Source organism: Sphingomonas sp. TX0543 (assembly GCF_048565505.1).
Taxonomy (GTDB): domain Bacteria; phylum Pseudomonadota; class Alphaproteobacteria; order Sphingomonadales; family Sphingomonadaceae; genus Sphingomonas.
Window position 1 is genome coordinate 216,252 of record NZ_JBLZUS010000004.1, and the last position, 18,494, is coordinate 234,745.

Consider the following 18,494-nt stretch of genomic DNA (forward strand, 5'->3'; position numbering starts at 1 on the left):
ACTGAAGGAGAATTATCATGACCATCGCCGTCACCGGCGCGACCGGCCAGCTCGGCCGCCTCGTCATCGAAAGCCTGAAGCGCAAGTCGACCGGCGAGCCGATCGTGGCGCTGGTGCGCTCGCCCGAAAAGGCCAGCGACCTGGGTGTCGAGGCACGCGCGTTCGATTACGCGCAGCCTGAGACGCTCGCTCCGGCACTGGCCGGGATCGACACGTTGCTCTTGATCTCGTCGAGCGAGGTCGGGCAGCGCGAGGCACAGCACCGCAACGTCATCGAGGCCGCCAAGACGGCGGGCATCAAGCGTATCGTCTACACCAGCCTGCTGCACGCCGACCGATCGCCGATCAGCCTAGGCGAGGAGCACCGTGCGACCGAAGCGCTGCTGGCGTCCTCCGGTATCCCGACGACCCTCCTGCGCAATGGCTGGTACACCGAGAACTACACCGGCTCGATTCCCGCAGCCCTGGAGAATGGCGCGCTCGTCGGCAGCGCTGGCGAGGGACGCCTGTCGCTCGCGACCCGCGCCGATTATGCCCAAGCCGCAGCCATCGTGCTGACCAGCGACGGCCATGAGGGCAAGACCTATGAGCTGGCCGGCGACGACGCGGTGACGCTCGCCGACCTTGCCGCCGAGATATCGCGCCAGACCGGCCGCGACATCCCGTACCGCGACCTGCCGCAGGCCGAATACGCTGCGATCCTGAAGCAGGTGGGCCTGCCCGAGGGCTTCGCCGAGGGAGTTGCGGCATGGGACGTCGATGCCTCGAACGGCGCGCTGTTCGATGACGGCCATCAGCTCTCGAAGCTGATCGGACGTCCGACGACGCCGCTGGCCGACGCCGTGCGGGCGCAACTCGCCGCGCAGGGCTGACGTTACGCAATCCTCCGACGGTTAAAAAGCCATCCCTGGAGATAGCGCATGAACATCGACCTTTCCGGCAAGACGGCGCTCGTGACCGGTTCGACGGCCGGCATTGGCTTTGCGATTGCGAAGGGGTTGACGGCGGCCGGGGCAATCGTCGTCCTGAACGGGCGCGACGAGAGCCGCACCCAGGAGGCTGTTGCCAAGCTGAAGCGTGAGGTCGGGGATGCCGATGTGCGCGGTGTGGCCGGAGACGTCGGAACGGAAACCGGATGCGATGCCATCGTATCCGCGCTTCCGGAGGTCGACATCCTGGTCAACAATGCCGGCATCTTCGGCCCGCAGGACTTTTTCGAGACACTCGATGAGGAATGGGAGCGCTTCTTCCGGGTCAACGTGTTGTCGGGCGTACGCCTGTCCCGGGCCTATCTCCCGGGGATGCGGGACAAAGGCTGGGGTCGCGTGCTGTTCCTGTCCTCGGAATCCGGCCTGAACATCCCGGCGGACATGATCCACTACGGCGTGACCAAAACGGCCGACCTTGCCTTGTCGCGTGGGCTGGCCAAGCGCATGGCGGGCACGGGCGTGACGGTGAACGCCATTCTTCCCGGTCCAACGTTGTCGGAGGGCGTGACCGAGATGCTGGCGGACGCGGTCGCATCGGGCAAATCGTTGGAAGAGGCCGGCGCCGATTTCGTCAGGGCGCACCGACCGTCCTCGATTATTCGGCGTGCTGCCACGGTCGGGGAAGTCGCCAACCTGTGCGTCTATATCGCCTCTCCGCAGGCGTCCGCGACCACCGGTGCGGCGCTACGCGTTGACGGCGGTGTGGTGGATACGATCGCCTGACTTTCAGTTTGTCCCATCCCGATTGGAAAGGGCGGCCAACACGACCAATGCGCGAGTTGCACGACAGACGGCAAGGCGGGTGCCGTTTCCCGAACTGCTTGTCGAGCGTGGCGAAACGGAAAGCCAGACCGCCAGAAAAACGACCGTGGCTGTTGAAAAATTCAACGCGCGCTGTTGGTGCTACTCCAGATATTCAGCCCTCCATAAAGCGCCAAGAGTGCCATAAGCTTGGCCAGTGGACCAAATACGTCCTCCAAGCTTGCACCCATCTGATTCAAAGGAACGAAAATATGCATGGCGCAGGTGGCGGGGGAAAACCAGGCGAGCGCAGAAAGCCAGCCCGGCATTGCGTGGAGTGGCCAGGCAAAACCCGCTAGAAACACGAGCGGCACAGATGTCGGCAACAGGATCTTCAATGCATCGTCGCCGCTGTTGAACAACTTACCCAGCAACAGCCCGAGCGCCGCCACGGTTGCCGCAAAGACAGGAACTGCGACGAGGAGCGCCGGCAGCGCCCCAGCGTGCGGGATATCCTGGATCCAATAGATCATTCCGAAATAGAGCAAGGCGGACAGCACGCCGACAAGGGTGCATGCCGCCCACATGCCAAGCGCGGCTGCGACGGACATCCGCCGTTCCCTGCGGCGTTGGCGTTCCGCCATCAGCCGGGCGCAGGCGAGCAGTAGCGTCTGCTGCAGGATGATGTTGGCGACCGCCGGGAAAATGTAGTCGCGGTAGCCGAGCGTGGTGTTGAACAACGGGTGGACAAGGATCGTCGGCATCGCCGCAAGCCGGGCACCGCCTTGCGCCGCGCGCCAGCGGTCGATCGCGCCGGCCAGCGTCGCGGCGACGCCGGTGCCGATGCTCTGCGCACGCAGCAGATACGTCCCGTTCAGCCACAATGCGATGCCCGTCGTACCTCTACCCGTCAGCGCGCCGCCGGTAAAATCGCGCGAGATCAGCAGGATGCCGTCCGCCTTCCGGTCACGCACGGCACCGCGCGCTGCGACCATGTCGGGAACCTCGCCGACGACGCGGACGCTGCGCGTTTCGCCAAGATCGTCGAGCAGGCGGCGCGCGGCGGTCCCGCCGTCGCCGTTCACAACCACCACGGGCAGCGCGCGGGCGGACTGGTGCGCATAGGGCGCTGGATAGTAGAAGGCATAGAGCAGCACCGACAATATCGCGAGCGATAGGAGATCGCGCGTCGTGACGATCGTCAATAGCGTGTGTTCGAGAGCCGCTCGAAACGTCATCGGCCTTCCCGGTCACGGCGGATAAGGATTATGCCCAGGCCGCCTGCGACCAGCGGATACAGCAGCAGCGTTCCCGCTGCCTTCAGGAACGGCCCGGCGGAGGCACCAAGCACCTGATCCATCTGCAGCGTCATGTAGTGGGTCAGCGGCAACACCTGGTGCCAGACCCGCGCGAACAGGCCCGCGCCATCAATCGGCAGCGAAGCGCCCGAATAGGCGAGCGCCGATCCCGCAACGATGACAGCGCCCGACAAGGCGGTGGCAATGCTGCGCGTTGCAGCGACGAGCAATAGCGCGACCGCCGCGGTGGCGACGAAGAGCAATGCTTGCCCCGCCACGATCAGCAGCAGCGATCCGTCTGCGCGATAGCCTTGTGCGAGCGTGAGCCACAGCAGCCACGCAACACCCCAGAACGTTCCCGCAATCACATGAGGAGAAAGCCGCCCGGCCAGCGTTGCCGCAACGCCACCCCGTACGGCGAACGCGGCGAACGAGCCATCGTTCATCAGCACCCCGATGCTTCCCACGCAGGCAACCGCGATCAACAGGTGCAACACCCCTGGGCCCAGCAGCAGTCCTAGATACCATTCCAGGCTGAGCGATGGATTGCCGAGCACCGTCACCTGCACGCCGGGCAGCAACGCCGGATCGACCGCGGCCAGTCCCGCCAAGCCGTGGGTGGACGCCCCGTACTGCGCCAGCGTGGCGGCGACTGCAACGCGCAGGTTCGTCGCCGCGAGTGCCCCCGTCGACAGGAACGCCGCCTGATGGAATATCTCGACCGGGGCGCGACCGGCATTACGGGTCCCGACGCCCCGGGGGATCACCACGGCGGCGACCGCCTGTTCGCGCCGCATCATCGTCACCGCGGCAGCAACGTCGGGCACCCGGCCGACAATCCGCAGGCCTGGGGAGGCGTCGATGGCGCGCACGATGCGCCGGGCCAGCACGCCGCCGTCACGATCTACAATGACGGTGGGCAAATGGTGCGGCGATCCTGCAGATAGCATCGCTGCCATCGCGCCCAGCAAGATTAGCGGCATGACAGTCAGCAACGCCAGATCGACGGGCGTCGAAATGATGCGGCCCCATTCGGCCCGGCACGCATTAAACAGGGTGACCATCGCGGGCGTCACGCCGGCGGTTCGAACAGGACGCTCATGCCCGGCCGCAACCCTTGCGCCCCGCCTTCGGGTTTCAGCGTGACCTCGAACGCGCGGACGTCATAGCCGCGCGACTGGCGCGTGGCGCGCCATGTCGCGAAACTGCCTTGCGGCGCAATGTGGCTGATCCGGAACCGTAGGTCGCGGCCGAGCGCCGGGACGTGGCCGACGAGAAGGCGACCGGGCGTCAGTCCGTGATAGGCATCTTCGCGCACGGTCAACGCAACGTGCGGGTGATCGACGTCGATCACCTGAAACGCCGGCAGGATCGGGCTCACGATCTCGCCGGGGCGCAGCAACCGGCGTGACACCTCGCCGTCGATCGGAGACACGAGCCGCTTCTCGCGCTCCAGTGCGGCAGCGGTCGCGGTCGCGGCTCCGGCGGCGCGGACCTGCGCGTCGGCGATCGCGCGATTTTGCGGCCTGATGCCGGCGCGTGCCTTGTCGTACTGGGCCTTTGTCGCCTCCGCCGCACGGCCGGTGCTGTCGCGCGCGGCATGAGCCTCGTCGCGGCGCTGCGCGGCGATAACGCCTTGCGCATAAAGCGTGTCGGCACGGCGGCTCGACACCGCGGCCAGGTCGGCCGTCGCCTGTGCCGCCAGCCAGGTGGAACGCAATGAGGTCAGGTCTTCCGCCCTGGCCCCCTCGATGGCCACAGATTGCAGCGCCCGTGCGCTGTCGAGCGCCGCCTGCGCCTGCTGCTGACCACCATCGATCTCCGGCGCCGACAGGATCGCCATCACCTGCCCGCGGCGGACCCGGTCGCCCTCGTCCACCGCCAGCGTCTCCACACGAGCCAGCGCCTTGGTGGCAACATTGATCTCATCTGCCTCCACCTCGCCTTGCCATTGTTCGGGCGCGGGACGGCTCGCCAGCCACAGCCCGAGGCCGACGATTACGACGACGACGGCGATGCCGATCCACAGCAACCAGCGCGCGCGGCGCGAGGGGGCGGCAGGATCGACGTCTACTGCCGGATCGGTCATGGGCGGTCATCCGTGGGCAGATGGATGTCGGCGCCGGCGATATGATCCGCGAACGTATCGAGTTGGCCCGATGCCGACAGGAGCGCCGCCAGCGCGAGGTCATATTCATAGGCGATCGCCGCCCGCTGCGTGCGGGCCGTGGCAAGGGCGGCTTCCGCGGCCAGCACCGCGGTCATCGTTGCTTCTCCCTCGCGGAACGCAATCTCCTGCACTCGCAAATTCTCCTGTGCAGCCGCGAGCGAACTGTCGGTCAGCAGGAAGGCGCGCCGTGCCGATTCGACCAGATCCCACGCGCGCAACGTCGCGGTAATCGCGCTCTTGCGCGCTTCACGCGCGGCATCGTCGGCGGCCGCGGCGTTTGCCTTTGCTGCGTTCAGGGCATGGCGACGATCGACGTTGGACAGCAATGTGTAGCGCACGCCGACTCCGGCCACCCAGTCAGGCTCGGTCGGCAATGCATTCGATCGGTTGAGAGTGTATTCGCCGAACGCGAACGCCTGCGGGCGGTAGCGCGATCTCGCAAGATCCACGCCGGCGCGGGCGACCGCACCTGCCGCGTCGGCCTGCCGCGTCTGTGGTAATCTTGCCTCGCCGCCGGTGAAGCTGCCCGCGGGCGCAAGCGGATGACTGACGACAAAGAGACCGGTGGTGGGGCGTACCCGGTCCACCTCAAGCAGGCGGGCAAGGTCGTCCCGGGCGCCATCGTGGGCGATCGCGGCGCGCTGCCAGGTTCGCTCGGCGGTGTCGCGCGCGACCTGCGCCTCGAGCGTGCGCGCGTGAGCAACGACCCCAGCGGCCTCCATTTTGCGAACGTCCGACAGCAGGCGGTCGAGTGCGTCGCGGCTTTCCCGCGCCGACGCGGCGAGCGCCGCAGCGGCCTGTTCGCCGAAATAGACGCGGATGAGGTTGAGCTGCGCGAGGTCGCGCCCTTGCGCCGCGCGCGCCGCGGCGATGTCAGCGGCTGCGCGGGCGCCGCGCTGGATCGCAGGTATCGCTCCGCCGGAATAGAGCGGCAGTACCCCCTGCACCGTTGGACGGAACACATCGTCACGGTAGCGATAGTTCAGCTGGTCGGGGATCGCGGTGAACAGGCCGGGCAAAGCCTGCCCGATCCTGCCCACGATGTCGGATGCAATCTGCTGAAACGCAGGCGGGACGGTCATCGGGATGCCGGACAGGAAATCCTGCGTCGCATCGCGCGCATCCTCTTTCTGTCCGGTCAGATCGACCGCCAGCGTCTTCTGATATTCAATGTACTGCGCCGACGCGGTAACGACCGGACGCCTGAGCGTCGCTACCGCGGCTGCCGTTTCGCGCGCCGCATCTTCTGCGTGGTCGGCGGCCGCCAGCGCTGGCGAGGTCGTCTCCAGGCGTCGGCTTGCCGCATCGAACGTCATGGCGACGTCCTGTGCTGCCGCGCCGGCAGCGATTGGCATCAGCGATGCCGCGATTATTGTCGCGCGTGCCATCCCGAACCCTGCCCAGCCCCCGATCATCGTCAATTCTGTCATCCCGGCCATACGCGGCAATCGACGAACCACGACCGCGATGATTCTGTTCTATTGATGATCGAGACGATCCGCGACGGCAAGATCGGCCGGGGTGGGCGGCGTCTTGCGCCACGAACCAGTGCGTCCCCGCTCGACGCCATAGGCGTACAGGCGTCGCATGTAGGTCTTCTCGAACAGGCGGTCGCTGGGTGCGACGTCGTTCCCGATGAACGTCAAGTTCCAGTCGATGCCGTGGCGATGCGCGTAGACGTAGCTGGTTTCCGCCAGTGTCAGCAGCGCTGCCTGCTGGTTGAGCGCGAAGGCGCGCTTCAGGATCGGGACGAGCCGCGGCGTCACCATCTGAAAATCGCCGCCAAGCCTGCTGTTCATCAACAGGTAGACGTGCAGCCGGGCGGCGTCCCCGATCGGCGCGTCGCTGACCGCGAGCTGCGGCGGGATTGCGAGGATGCCAGCGGTCGTCCCGCCATCGGCATGAAGCTCGCGTACGGGCGCCCCGTTGCTGGACGCGTCGATCACCACCGGGGGAAACACCACAGGAATGGACGACGATGCCAGCAATACCCGCCGGAACAGCTCGACCTTGTCCGGCAACATGCTGGCGGCGATTGCCCCCATATCCCAGATCACGCTGCGTTGCGCGTCGAGATTGGCGGTGGCGACGAACAGGCGGCGCCCCTTGGCCTGCTCCTCCGCGATGCGCGCTACAAGTTCCGGTGTCACCTCACGTGCGATCAGTTTCGCAAGCGGTGCGGTGGAGGCGACACTGGTCGATCCCGGTATCGCAAGTGGGAAGCGGGGATGGAAGATGTCCCTTGCGGATACGCTGGTGTAAAACCGGGCGATCGATGCATCGCCTTCCTTGCCCAGAAAGGCAAAGGGAGCGATCAATGCCCCGGTGCTGACCCCAGTGACAACGCTGAACTCCGGACGCGTGCCGCTCTGCGTCCAGCCGTTGAGCACACCGGCGCCATAGGCACCCTCGTCAGCACCACCCGAAAGGGCCAGCATCGTTACCGGCTGCCCGGCCGGCACATCGGGTCGCATCCGCTGCGCGGCATCCGGCAGATCCGCCCAGAAACGGACCTCCGGCGCACCGGCAATAGCGGCCGCGGCACTTTGCGCCCCGGTGAACGGCACGCGCTCCACCGTGGTACATCCACTGACAAACGCCATTGCGGCTATCGTAACGGCGCGGAGGATCTGTCTGGTCATCGCATGGCTCCACTAGCCGTAGTTGCTTCAGTGTCACGAAGATAGAAATGCTGAGCAAGATCGGGACGAATACGCACAAGTTGCCTGGACCCGCGATCGATGCACACCAGCGTAGACTCAACTATGGCAACGTCTTCGCCGTTTCGCTCGAAGCGAGTTTCAAAGTGGGCACGACATCCTTGATGACCAATGACGCGCACTACGGCGACGATCAGATCGTGCAGCACGGCGGGCCTGTGATAGACCACGTCATGACGGTGCGCGATCCAGGCGAGCGTCTCTACCTGTTCTGGCGGCGCGGTCTTGCGCCAATAGGCGTTGACCGCTTCTTGCATCCACATGAGATAGATGGCGTTGTTCACATGATCGAGATCGTCGATCGCTCCCGGACCGACCCTGATCGGATGCCGATATTCAACGTAGCGGCCCGGACCATGGTCAGGCATCTCAGTTCCACGATCCTGCCGCGATCCATCGCAAAGCGGTGAGCGAAGGCATGAACATATATTCGCCGCCACGCAGCCGGTTGTACGTGGTGACACCGTCTATACGGCGACGAACCGGCTCGGCAGGCACGGTGAAGCGTCCGGGTTCCTCATGCAGGCCGACCACAGGATCACGCTCCTTCCCCAGGTCGATGAAATTACCGCGATTGATCCATTCCTGCTGCAGAAACTCGATCGTGTCGAACGCACGTGCCGAGATGAAGATGAAGAAGATGCCGCGATCGTCCTCGCCATCGTCGGCAGCAGTCAGGTCGGCCGACCATTTCGGACCGAAGGTGGAAGAGCGGCGGATGATCCGGTGGATGTTTTCGTCGGTCAGGATCGTCAGTCGCTCACCGCGCGGATTGAGGCGGCGCATGTGCGCGCCATGCGGACAGACAATTCCCGCCTTGTCGCCCGAGAAATCAAAGTCGTTGCGCCGGGCCGGATCGGCGCCCAGCTCTTCGTCGTCGCGGGTCGGCGACAGGATCAGCGGTGCCCCCGATCGCCAGCGGCCGAACATCTTGGCGGCCAGCAGCTCCTGCGCCGCCTCATCGTTTGCCTGGCCGCGCACGAAATCGTTGAATGCGCCCGGTCGACTGTCATACTTGCGCAGCACGACATAGGAACCGTTCCGCCCCAGCGCGTCAGGCTGCGGTATCTCCAGCGGCGCTCCCGTTTCGCTGTCCTCGCCCAGGATGAACTCGCCCGGCGCGATCGCGCGCTCCTGCCCCGGCTGTGGATCGACCCCGGCACCCGCGACGGTCGGCTGCGACACCGAGTCACGAAAGCCGAACGGGTTCTTGGCATCCGCATCGGCTCCGAAACGATGTGTTCCGATCAGCGTCACGCCGCTCGATGCATGATATTCGGACATTGCCCGGTCGGTGGCTTCGTCAAGCCGGGCCTGATCCGAAGCGAAGATGGTGAGCGCGATGTGGCAGCGATTGTCGCGATACGCCTCCTCCCATTGCTCGGGAGCATTCTCTCCCGCGTCACGCAGCTGCTCGGCGCGCGCCGCCATTCCCTGACGAAACGACAGAGGAAAGCTGGCGAGCGAGCCTTCGGGCACCCCAAGCGCCTTCAGACCCGCGTGACTGATCGCCACGCCGGTCCATGCCGTCAGCTCTTCGGTCCAGTCTGCTGCGGCAGGGATATGCGGCGCGAGCCTTCGCAGGAGATCGCGGCCACCCGCGGCGTCGTCGACGTGAAGCATTGCGTGAATGCCGACATACGGTTCAGGCCGCGCGCGCAGGATCAACGCCTGAATGTCGTCCAGCTGCAGCGTCACGCGGTCAGGGCGGAAGCGGTCCTTGAGGTGCTGGAGGATACCCATCAGTAATCCACTCCGTGCGGCACCGACACCTGCCTGGACAGCAGGGCCAGCGCGTCCCGTGTCGCGGGGTCCACAGCGGTGTTGCCGGCCATTGTATCGAGGAAGGCATCGAGCGCCGTCTCCATCCGCTGCAGCCGCCGCACGTCCACAACCGTCACCTGCGGGTTGGCGACGAACCAACCGGCCGCGTCGATCTGGTGATCGGCGATGAAATCCTTCACGTCAGGCGAGGCAATCCCCGGCCACCCTTCGACATTGGCGAACAAGAGATCCATCAGGTCAGGGATCTTGGTCGCGAAGTCGTTGATATAGGTATCCCAGTCACCGTCGTACGCCGTAGCGAACAGGATGCGCGTGTCGTCGTCGAACAGGACGAAACGCATGTCATGCAGCGTCGAAACTTTCTGGGCGCCGTCGAAATTGCCGCCGGTCAGGTTGAAGATGCGACGCAGCCGGTCGCCGCCGCCAGGCTTGAGTTTGGCGATTGCAGTCAGTTCGGACACATTGCCCGATTGCCGGCCGGCCCGGCCCGCCGACCCGGCGGTGCCCTTGAACAGAGGGTTGTGGTTGCGGATCAAGCCTTCGATCGCGATCCTGGCCAGCGTGGGGGCATCGGCGGCGATTTCTGCGGCGAGGCGACGGAACTCTTGCAGACGGGTTTCGTCATCAAGCCTGGGATCTTTACTGTCGGCCATGAACGGCTCCTTCTGGTTTGGATCAATCCGGAATTTCATCAAGCGAGCGTGGTTCGCGCCGAGCCACGGCATTCAGCCTGTGCCGCTGGCTGGAGGACGATTCATACGCTGCCTTGCGGATTCGCATGATGCCGCCGAGCGGCCGATGCGCCGCGACCCCGTTCCACGGGTTGAAGGCGAGATGGTCGTCGCCATGCACCTGTCTGGCCGGGGCATAGGCATCCTGGGGAGGGAAGGTCAGCGTTGCGATCGCGCGATGCGGTGAAAGGGCAGGATCCCACAGGACCGCCGCGTCCTCGATCGGCATTGTATCCGGGTCGACGCATAGCTGCGCGCGTAATTCGTAGGTGGCGCCGGCGTGCCGGAAATGGTCGACTACCGCGTCACGCATGGTCGAGAAGCCCGCCTCGACCTGCCGTCCGGTCAGTTCGGCCACCCCCCCGACCGGCGCCAGCGACAGTTTCGCAACATGATCGCCGTAGCGGATTGCCGCCTGCGTATAAAATGTCTCGCCCAGCATGTTCGCATGGTCGCGCGCCAGTCCGTCAAGCGTGGCATTAGGGCTGCCGCCTAGCGCCTCCACAGCGCCCTTCACGCCACGCGCGGCAGCGGCGATCAGCCGCTGCGCCGCCTCAGGCGCGTCCGCGTTCTTTTCAAGCAGACCCAGCATGACCTTGTATTTGGCGATCGTACCAAAGGCGAGCGTTGGAAAATTGACCATCAGGAAATCCTGATTGGCCCCCCCGAGGGTGGGTGACAGGCGCTCGCCCCCAACGCCGATGACCTTGACCGCAAAGCCGCGCGGGGCCGGCACTGCATCGCTGTGAATATCACCCGGCGCCGATGACAGTCGAGCTACGATCTCATGTTCGCCAGGGTGGGCGAAGATGCCCTGCGCCAATTCGGCAGGCAGATCCTGATGGACTGTCATCCGCCCTTTCAGGATCGCATGGCTCTTCGCATGTGCGTCTCGGTGCGCATGATGATGCCGCTCTGCGTGAGCAGCCTGTGTCGCCGCCATTCGAGCCACGATCTCACGCGTCAGCGCAGCTTCGTCGGGCTGCTCGATTTCGAGATCGTCGCGATAGGCGATGGGGCGGCGGGTGGTCACGGATGACGGCTTTCATTGAGGCGGGCGTCATTAACATATCAAGCGATATATTAGTTGCAATACCTGTGTGGCTGTTGCTCTTGACGCCAACGGGCTGCATCTGGTGTCGGTGGATTATGAGACGACACCGACGACGCAGACGGTACCACGCCGCAGGAAGCGTCCCGAGATGCGCATGGAGACGCGGACACGACTGCTCGACGCCGCGATAGGGCTGATCGTTGCAGGAGGGGTCGCAGCCGCCTCGATTCGAGGCATCTGCGAACGGGCCGGCTTTTCGCAGGGCGCATTCTATTCGTATTTCGCCAGCAAGGACGATCTGCTCTTCACGCTGGTCGAAGAGCATATGGCGAACCTCGCAAGAAAGTTCGACATGTTGGTGGCAGACACCCGGTATCAAACGGCGGAAGCCATCCTGGATACGATCGGTGCCAGTCTGGATGCCTTGTCCGTCGACGCCAGCTATTCGGTTCTGGTGGTCGAACTTCACCTGCACGCACGTCGCAACGCCGCGTTCCGTGCTCGCTTCGAACCGGTCAAGATCGCGTACGAGTCCGCTTTCGCCGGTGTAATGTCCCATCTGCTACGGCGTACCGGCCTGACGCCGGTCATACCGAGCATTCAACTGGCGCGCATCCTTCTTTCGCTGTGGTCCGGTTTGACCCTTCAGGAAAGCAACGATCCTCCTCCCTCTATACAAATGCGACATGTGTTCGCTGCGCTCGCGCAAGTTTGATCGATGCCGCCCGGCAGGATAGTCAACGTTGCCGATGCGGTTGGGGGCGGTACCGCGGAGATGGCTGCCTTAGGAAGTCGCGGTGGCGGCCAAAGTAAGTGCCAGTCGCAAAAGGCTCATGATGCTATCTCCTAGGCATATTTTTACGAACGCTCCCGAAGTGGAGAGACCCTCAGTTCCGCGATGCTAAGCAATCACTGAGGAATCTGTCGATCACTGCGCGGTAGGCCGTGGCGGCGAACGGCGCCTCAATCGAATGGCCGATCGCTGCAGGCAGTTCCCGGATCCCGTCGCACTGAAGCATTGGCTTTATGGCGGCAAGATCGCCGCGCAGCACCGCGAAATCGCCCGAGGCATGGACGATGCGAACGTTTTCGTGTGGGCCGGGTCCGATCAGAGCAGCAATGTCTCGATCCTCGCTGCCAGCGAAATAATCGAGCAATGCCCTATCGAAAGCCTGCTGTCGTCAGTCTGAATCCGACACTCGCGAAGGTCCGGCCGCAGGTGAAGTCATTCCTCTCTCGAAGCCAGTTGCTCGCCGCGAACACACGCGAGCGAATGTCGCTCCCGCAAGACACGAATGGCGCTGACGGCGGCATATTGGGAACGGGAGTGAACTGGGCCTCTGGATCGGGGAGGGCGATGGTTTCCCCCGCAATGATCAACCTCCGGGTGCCGGCACCCGCAGTGTCATGTGCCCACGCCTGCGCCGGCTGCCCGCGATCCGCCGCGCGGCGCCAGTGTTTGTTCTCCGTCCACCACGTAACTCCAGCGAAATCCTGCAACTTTGCCACAGTTGGTGCGGATCCACATGCAGACGTCCCTGGACGCACCGACATAATCATGGAGCCAACCTGCGCACCTGCCTCCCTAGCTGATTGCCGGTCGTTACACGCGGTGATCAGCAGGGGCAGCGCGAATCACAAGAAAAATCGGATGCAGCGTGGCATCAGGTGGCTGTTTCCCTTTACGCCTTCGCCACATCGAACGATGCTTATCATCGTGCCAGCGGTTTGTTGTGATTACGACAAGGTTTCATTTCACGGTCGATCAGCGAGGAAAACGACCGGGGCTGTTGAAAAATGCGCCGCTGGTGGCCGGGTCCGGTTGGGGGCGGAATGACACCCCAACGCATAGCGATCCCGTCTCGCATGGGATGGCATTTCAGGAAAAACCTACCCGTCCCACAGCCTGTGGGCCTTGCATTTGGGACCGGCTTTCGAGCTACTCGCTACACGAGATCATCGGAACTGCCTCGGTCGTTTCACAGTTAAAACGAGCGAAAGCGGGAAAGTCGGCATGATCGCGTGCCTGCTTCGCTTCGCGATTCCGAAAAGGGTCGAAGCCGGCCGACATCGAAAGCACGCGCATGAATGCTGGCCTCCGCCGCCTCGCTGACTATCTGGGTTCCAGCTACTGGTTCGTGCCCACACTCATGGCCTTCGCCGCCATCCTGTTAGCCGGTGGGATGGTGGCGCTGGACAGCTACATTGGTTCGGCATGGATGGACGGCTACGTCTGGCTCTACGCCTCGCGCCCGGATGGCGCCCGCCAGGTGCTGTCCTCGATCGGCGGTTCGATGATTACGGTCGCTGGCACCGTCTTCTCGGTGACCATTGCGGCTGTGGTGTACGCATCCGGTCAGTATGGGCCGCGCCTGCTCACCAATTTCATGCGCGATCGCGGCAATCAGGTGACGCTCGGCACCTTCATCGCGACGTTTCTGTACTGCCTTCTCGTCCTGCGCACCATCCATTCGCCGGAAGAATCCGACGGGGCCGGCTTCGTACCGAACCTGGCCTTGCTCGTCGGCGTAGTGCTCGCACTCTGCTCGATCGGCGTGCTGATCTATTTCATTCACCATGTGCCATCCAAGATTCACATCAACAGTGTGCTCGAGGATGTGGGTGATCGGCTGCTGCGCGGTGTCGACGACCGGTTTCCTCGCTTCGTCGGCGAGGCGCCGGACGATCATCAGGCTGCATCGTCCGACATCCCCGCGACGTTCCGCGACAATGCGGACGCAGCGGCCGGGCGGGAGCGGCAATCGGTCAAAGCCAAAGATACCGGCTACATCCAGTTCCTAGACGACGAAGCCGTCATGCGCCTCGCCAAGAGGCATGATCTCGTGCTGCGCCTGCAATATCAGCCGGGCGACTTCGTCCATGTCGGGCGCACACTGATGGAGGTATCGCCTCCAGCGCCGTGTGACGATGACTGCACGGACGCTCTGCGCGGGGTATATACCATCGGCTCTCGGCGCTCGGCGCTGCAGGATCTGCGGTTCCTCATTGACGAGCTAGTCGAGATTGCCGCCCGCGCCCTGTCTCCGGGCGTGAACGACCCTTTTACCGCCGTAACCTGCCTTGACTGGCTGGGGGCGGCACTATCGGATCTCGCCGAGCGGTCGCTGCCCTCGCACCTGCGCGTCGATGACGAAGGCACTTTGCGCGTCATCGCCCATCCCGTGACATTCGGCTCGTTCATGGACCGGTCGTTCGGCGCGCTGGCGCAATATTGTGCGACCGACATGATCGCCGCCATGCGCTACCTCAACGCATTGGGCGAAGTGTCGCTGGAGTGCGATCAGCCTGATCGTCGCGCCGTCGTCCGGGACTATGCCGACAAGCTGGTCGAGCTGGCGGCAGAGGGCCTGAGCGGCTTCAATCTCGCCCGCGTCCGAGAGCGTGCCGACGAACTGCGCCGCGCGCTCGACGCGCCCGACTTCAAGCGCCGCCTGCGGGACGGCACCGCCTGGCTTGCCGGAACGGCTTGATCCCCATGCTGACACCCTTCGATGCCGCCGCGATCTTGATCGTGCTTGCCGCCACCCTCGGCTATCTGAACCACCGCATCCTGAAGCTACCATCCTCGATCGGCCTGACGGTCATGGGCTTGGTCGCGTCGCTGCTCGTCATCGGCCTCGATCATCTTCTGCCCGGCAGCGACGTCGGCGAACAGGTGGTCGGGTTCATCGCCGGCATCGACTTCCATACGACGCTCATGGATGGCATGCTGTCGTTCCTGCTGTTCGCGGGTGCCCTGCACGTCAAATGGGACGATATGCGCCGTGGACGCTGGCCGATCATCGGGCTGAGTACCGGGGGTGTCCTGCTCTCGACGGCGGTGATCGGCTTCGGCTTCCACTATGTCGCTGGTTGGCTGGGCCTCATCGTGCCTTTGATCTGGTGCCTGGTGTTCGGAGCGCTCATCAGCCCGACCGATCCGGTTGCGGTCATGGGCGTGCTCGGTCGCACCGATGTGTCGCCGACGCTGAAGGCGACGGTCGCCGGGGAAAGCCTGTTCAACGACGGCGTCGGCGTCGTGGTGTTCGCGATCCTGCTGGAAGCCGCGCTCGGCACCGAACCGCTGTCGATCGGACATGCGGGTGCCCTGTTCTTGCAAGAGGCGGGGGGCGGCGTGCTGCTCGGGCTCGCAGTCGGGTGGATCGGTTACCGCGCGATGCGATCGATCGACGAATACAATGTCGAGGTGATGATAAGTCTCGCGGTGGTGATGGGCGGCTACGCGCTGGCCTCGCAGCTCCACCTCAGCGGCCCGGTCGCAATGGCCGTCGCCGGTCTGCTGATCGGCAACAAGGGCGTGGCCGACGCCATGAGCGATGTCACCCGCGACTATCTGCTCAAATTCTGGTCGCTGATCGACGAAATCCTGAATGCGGTCTTGTTCCTCATCATCGGCCTTGAGGTGGTGGCGATCCCTTGGGATCCGCGTCTCGTCACATTGGGCGTGGCGGCCGTGCCGCTGGTCCTGCTGGCCTGTCAATCGGCGTCCAAAAAGGACCCCCTATCGGCGTCCAAAAAGGACCCCCTATCGGCGTCCAAAAGGGACCCCGTTTGTCGAGCGGTGTGACGGGTATGGCGGGCGTGCCGTTCGCGCTGGTTGCGGCGTAGGGCGGGCGTAGCCCGACCGGAGGCGCAACCAGCGCGAAGCATCTTCTGCCGGTGGTCCCGCGCGTCAGCTGCGGTGCTTGAATCGCCAGCTGTCGTTGCCGGTCTCGACGATGTCGCAGTGGTGGGTAATGCGGTCGAGCAGCGCGGTGGTCATCTTGGGGTCGCCAAAGACGGTCGGCCACTCACCGAAGGCCAGGTTCGTGGTGACGATGACCGAGGTCTGCTCATAGAGCTTGCTGACGAGATGGAAGAGCAGCTGACCGCCCGAGCGTGCAAACGGCAGGTAGCCAAGCTCGTCGAGCACCACGAGGTCGAGACGCGAGAGCTGGGCCGCCAACGTGCCGGCCTTGCCGAGGCGCGTTTCCTCCTCGAGCCGGTTCACCAGGTCCACCGTGTTGAAGTAGCGCCCGCGGGCGCCGGCTCGTACCACATTGGCGGTGATGGCGGTGGCGAGGTGCGTCTTGCCGGTGCCCGTCCCACCGACCAGCACGACGTTGCGCCGGCCGGGGAGGAACGAGCCGCTGTGCAGGGAGCGCACCAGTCCTTCGTTGATGGGAGTGTCGCCGAAGACGAAGGCGTCGAGGTCCTTCACCGCCGGCAGCCTGGCGGCCGACATCCGGTAACGAACCGACGCTGCATGGCGGTGCGTCGCCTCGGCACGCAGCAGGTCGGTCAGGACCTCCATGGTCGTGCGCTTGCGCTGGAGACCGGTGGTCACCGCCTCGTCGAAGGCGCCAGCCATGCCCTTCAGCCCCAACTCGGTCATGGCCGTCATCATCTCATGCCGCTGCATGGAGGCCTCGCAGGCTGTCATAGCGGTTGCAGTCGGCGCGGGGCGGATGGCGCAGCGCCAGGTCCTCGGGGGTGACAATGGTCAGCGGTCGTGGCGGTTCTCGCCTGCGGGCCAGGATGTTGACGATGACGTCGTCGCTGGCGGTGCCGGCCAGCAGCGCCTCTCGCACGGCCGCTTCCACCGCCTCCAGTCCGTCGTCGAGCACCGCTGCCAGCACCCGCACGAACCGCCGGTCGGCATCGTCACCGACGCCGAGCTTGCGCCGCAGTCGTGCCAGCGCAGGCGGCAGCTCCCAGCCCTGGAACGGTGCGCCGTTGCGCAGGGCGCCCGGCTTGGTCGCCAACACCGGCAGATAATGCCACGGGTCGTAGATGGTCCGGTCGCGGCCAAAGAACCGGGGATGGTCGGCGACTACTTCACCATCGCAGCGCACGACGATGCGGTCGGCATAGGCGCGAACCTGCACCGCGCGTCGCGCCACCCTGGCAGAAACGGAGTAGCGGTTGCGGTCGAAGCTGATGAGGCATGTGCCGCTTACCGCATGCTCGCTCTCGTGGAAGCCGTCGAAGGGCGCGACAACAGGCTGGAGTACAGCCTGTTCGGCTGCCCATGCCTCAGCGACCGTCAGTTCCTTCTGCTCGGGATGCTGGTGCATGTCGGCCCAGCGCCGACACTCGGCCTCCAACCAGCCGTTCAGCTCCGCGAGGCTGGTAAAGCGCAGGCGTGGCTGGAAGAAGCGGCCGCGCGCGGTCTGCACCTGGTTCTCGACCTGACCCTTCTCCCAACCCGACGCGGGCGAGCAGGCGGTCGGCTCGACCATGTAGTGGTTGGCCATGACCAGGAAGCGCCGGTTGAAGACACGCTCCTTGCCGGTGAACACGCTCGTCACCGCCGTCTTCATGTTGTCGTAGATGCCGCGCGTCGGCACGCCTCCGAAGAAGGCAAACGCCCGCGCATGCGCGTCGAACAGCATCTCCTGTGTCTCGCGCGGATAGGCCCGCACATACATGGCCCGCGACGCGCACAGTCGCACATGCGCGACCTTCACGCGCATCGGCTTGCCCGAGATCTCCACGTCCTCATGGCTCCAGTCGAACTGATAGGCCTCGCCCGGTCGGAACAGCAGCGGGATGAACGCCGGCGCATCCATCACATCGCGACGTCGCGCCTGCCGCCAGCGGGCCGCATAACGGCGAACCGCGTCGTACGAGCCGTCGAACCCTTCGCGTAGCAGCAGGTCGTGGATGCGCGTGAGGCGCAGCTTCTCGCGCCGCGGCCGTGCCTCATCGTCCTCCAGCAAAGCATCCAGTCGCGCCTGGAACGGACCCAGCTTCGGCAGCGGCTGCACTGCCCGCCGGTAGCCCATGTCCGCCTCCGGTGCCCGGATCGCCTTGCGCACCACCTTGCGCGACAGGTGCAGGTCCCGCGCTATCGCCTTGATGGCCTTCCCCGACGCGTGCTCGCGCCGGATCCTCAACACCGTCTCCAATACCAGCATCCCGCTCTCGCCGCCTGACACACCGCCAAGCGAACAGCCTAGACCACCGGGATGAGGGGTCCCTTTTCGACGCCGATCACCCCGCT

Annotated in this window: 17 protein-coding genes; 5 read left to right on the top strand and 12 right to left on the bottom strand. The window is 64.8% G+C overall.

The features are described 5' to 3' along the window. Positions 1-17 precede the first annotated feature (17 nt). Complete coding sequence (locus tag ACM61V_RS20690; RefSeq protein WP_348979194.1) at positions 18-872, top strand: SDR family oxidoreductase; 855 nt, start codon at positions 18-20, stop codon at positions 870-872. A gap of 48 nt (positions 873-920) precedes the next feature. Then, a complete protein-coding gene (locus ACM61V_RS20695; protein WP_419714655.1) occupies positions 921-1,712 on the top strand; it encodes an SDR family NAD(P)-dependent oxidoreductase in 792 nt (263 codons plus the stop codon). A gap of 161 nt (positions 1,713-1,873) precedes the next feature. On the opposite strand, the gene ACM61V_RS20700 is transcribed toward ACM61V_RS20695, so the two are convergent. The 9 genes from ACM61V_RS20700 to ACM61V_RS20740 are packed head-to-tail and all read right to left on the bottom strand — an operon-like array spanning position 1,874 to position 11,467. Continuing rightward, positions 1,874-2,968: an ABC transporter permease gene (locus ACM61V_RS20700; protein WP_419714656.1), complete on the bottom strand. Its 1,095-nt coding sequence runs from the start codon at positions 2,966-2,968 to the stop codon at positions 1,874-1,876. Continuing rightward, a complete protein-coding gene (locus tag ACM61V_RS20705; RefSeq protein WP_419714657.1) occupies positions 2,965-4,104 on the bottom strand; it encodes an ABC transporter permease in 1,140 nt (379 codons plus the stop codon). Before ACM61V_RS20705 ends, ACM61V_RS20700 begins: the two co-directional genes overlap by 4 nt. Then, positions 4,101-5,117, bottom strand: a complete 1,017-nt coding sequence (locus tag ACM61V_RS20710; RefSeq protein ID WP_174195218.1) for an HlyD family secretion protein — start codon at positions 5,115-5,117, stop codon at positions 4,101-4,103. Before ACM61V_RS20710 ends, ACM61V_RS20705 begins: the two co-directional genes overlap by 4 nt. After that, complete coding sequence (locus tag ACM61V_RS20715; protein ID WP_419714658.1) at positions 5,114-6,637, bottom strand: TolC family protein; 1,524 nt, start codon at positions 6,635-6,637, stop codon at positions 5,114-5,116. Before ACM61V_RS20715 ends, ACM61V_RS20710 begins: the two co-directional genes overlap by 4 nt. A gap of 39 nt (positions 6,638-6,676) precedes the next feature. Continuing rightward, entirely contained in the window at positions 6,677-7,840 is a 1,164-nt protein-coding gene (locus ACM61V_RS20720) for a patatin-like phospholipase family protein (protein WP_114688833.1), read from the bottom strand. Beyond that, positions 7,837-8,286 (bottom strand): acyl-CoA thioesterase, encoded by a 450-nt coding sequence (locus ACM61V_RS20725; protein WP_069319930.1) that lies wholly within the window; start codon positions 8,284-8,286, stop codon positions 7,837-7,839. Before ACM61V_RS20725 ends, ACM61V_RS20720 begins: the two co-directional genes overlap by 4 nt. A 1-nt stretch (position 8,287) precedes the next feature. Further along, complete coding sequence (locus ACM61V_RS20730; RefSeq protein WP_066693436.1) at positions 8,288-9,661, bottom strand: Dyp-type peroxidase; 1,374 nt, start codon at positions 9,659-9,661, stop codon at positions 8,288-8,290. Further along, a complete protein-coding gene (locus ACM61V_RS20735; RefSeq protein ID WP_419714659.1) occupies positions 9,661-10,428 on the bottom strand; it encodes a hypothetical protein in 768 nt (255 codons plus the stop codon). Before ACM61V_RS20735 ends, ACM61V_RS20730 begins: the two co-directional genes overlap by 1 nt. Then, positions 10,379-11,467 carry a catalase family protein gene (locus tag ACM61V_RS20740; protein ID WP_239017960.1) on the bottom strand — a complete coding sequence of 363 codons (1,089 nt, stop codon included), beginning with the start codon at positions 11,465-11,467 and terminating at the stop codon, positions 10,379-10,381. The genes ACM61V_RS20735 and ACM61V_RS20740 overlap by 50 nt, the downstream gene beginning before the upstream one ends. 67 nt (positions 11,468-11,534) lie before the next feature. Here ACM61V_RS20740 and ACM61V_RS20745 point away from each other — a divergent pair, with 67 nt between their 5' ends. Then, positions 11,535-12,203, top strand: a complete 669-nt coding sequence (locus ACM61V_RS20745) for a TetR/AcrR family transcriptional regulator (protein WP_116462792.1) — start codon at positions 11,535-11,537, stop codon at positions 12,201-12,203. Between the two features lie 172 nt (positions 12,204-12,375). Here the strand turns inward: ACM61V_RS20745 and ACM61V_RS20750 are convergent, their stop codons facing one another. Continuing rightward, a complete protein-coding gene (locus ACM61V_RS20750; RefSeq protein ID WP_116462793.1) occupies positions 12,376-12,645 on the bottom strand; it encodes a hypothetical protein in 270 nt (89 codons plus the stop codon). Positions 12,646-13,572: 927 nt separating this feature from the next. On the opposite strand from ACM61V_RS20750, the gene ACM61V_RS20755 reads away from it, so the two are divergent. Further along, positions 13,573-14,979 carry a DUF2254 domain-containing protein gene (locus ACM61V_RS20755; RefSeq protein ID WP_116462794.1) on the top strand — a complete coding sequence of 469 codons (1,407 nt, stop codon included), beginning with the start codon at positions 13,573-13,575 and terminating at the stop codon, positions 14,977-14,979. Positions 14,980-14,984: 5 nt separating this feature from the next. Further along, a complete protein-coding gene (locus tag ACM61V_RS20760) occupies positions 14,985-16,076 on the top strand; it encodes a cation:proton antiporter (protein WP_419714660.1) in 1,092 nt (363 codons plus the stop codon). A 105-nt stretch (positions 16,077-16,181) separates the two neighbouring features. On the opposite strand, the gene istB is transcribed toward ACM61V_RS20760, so the two are convergent. Beyond that, a complete protein-coding gene (istB, locus tag ACM61V_RS20765; protein WP_061781605.1) occupies positions 16,182-16,910 on the bottom strand; it encodes an IS21-like element helper ATPase IstB in 729 nt (242 codons plus the stop codon). Then, a complete protein-coding gene (istA, locus tag ACM61V_RS20770) occupies positions 16,897-18,408 on the bottom strand; it encodes an IS21 family transposase (protein WP_125961258.1) in 1,512 nt (503 codons plus the stop codon). The genes istB and istA overlap by 14 nt, the downstream gene beginning before the upstream one ends. Positions 18,409-18,494 lie beyond the last annotated feature (86 nt).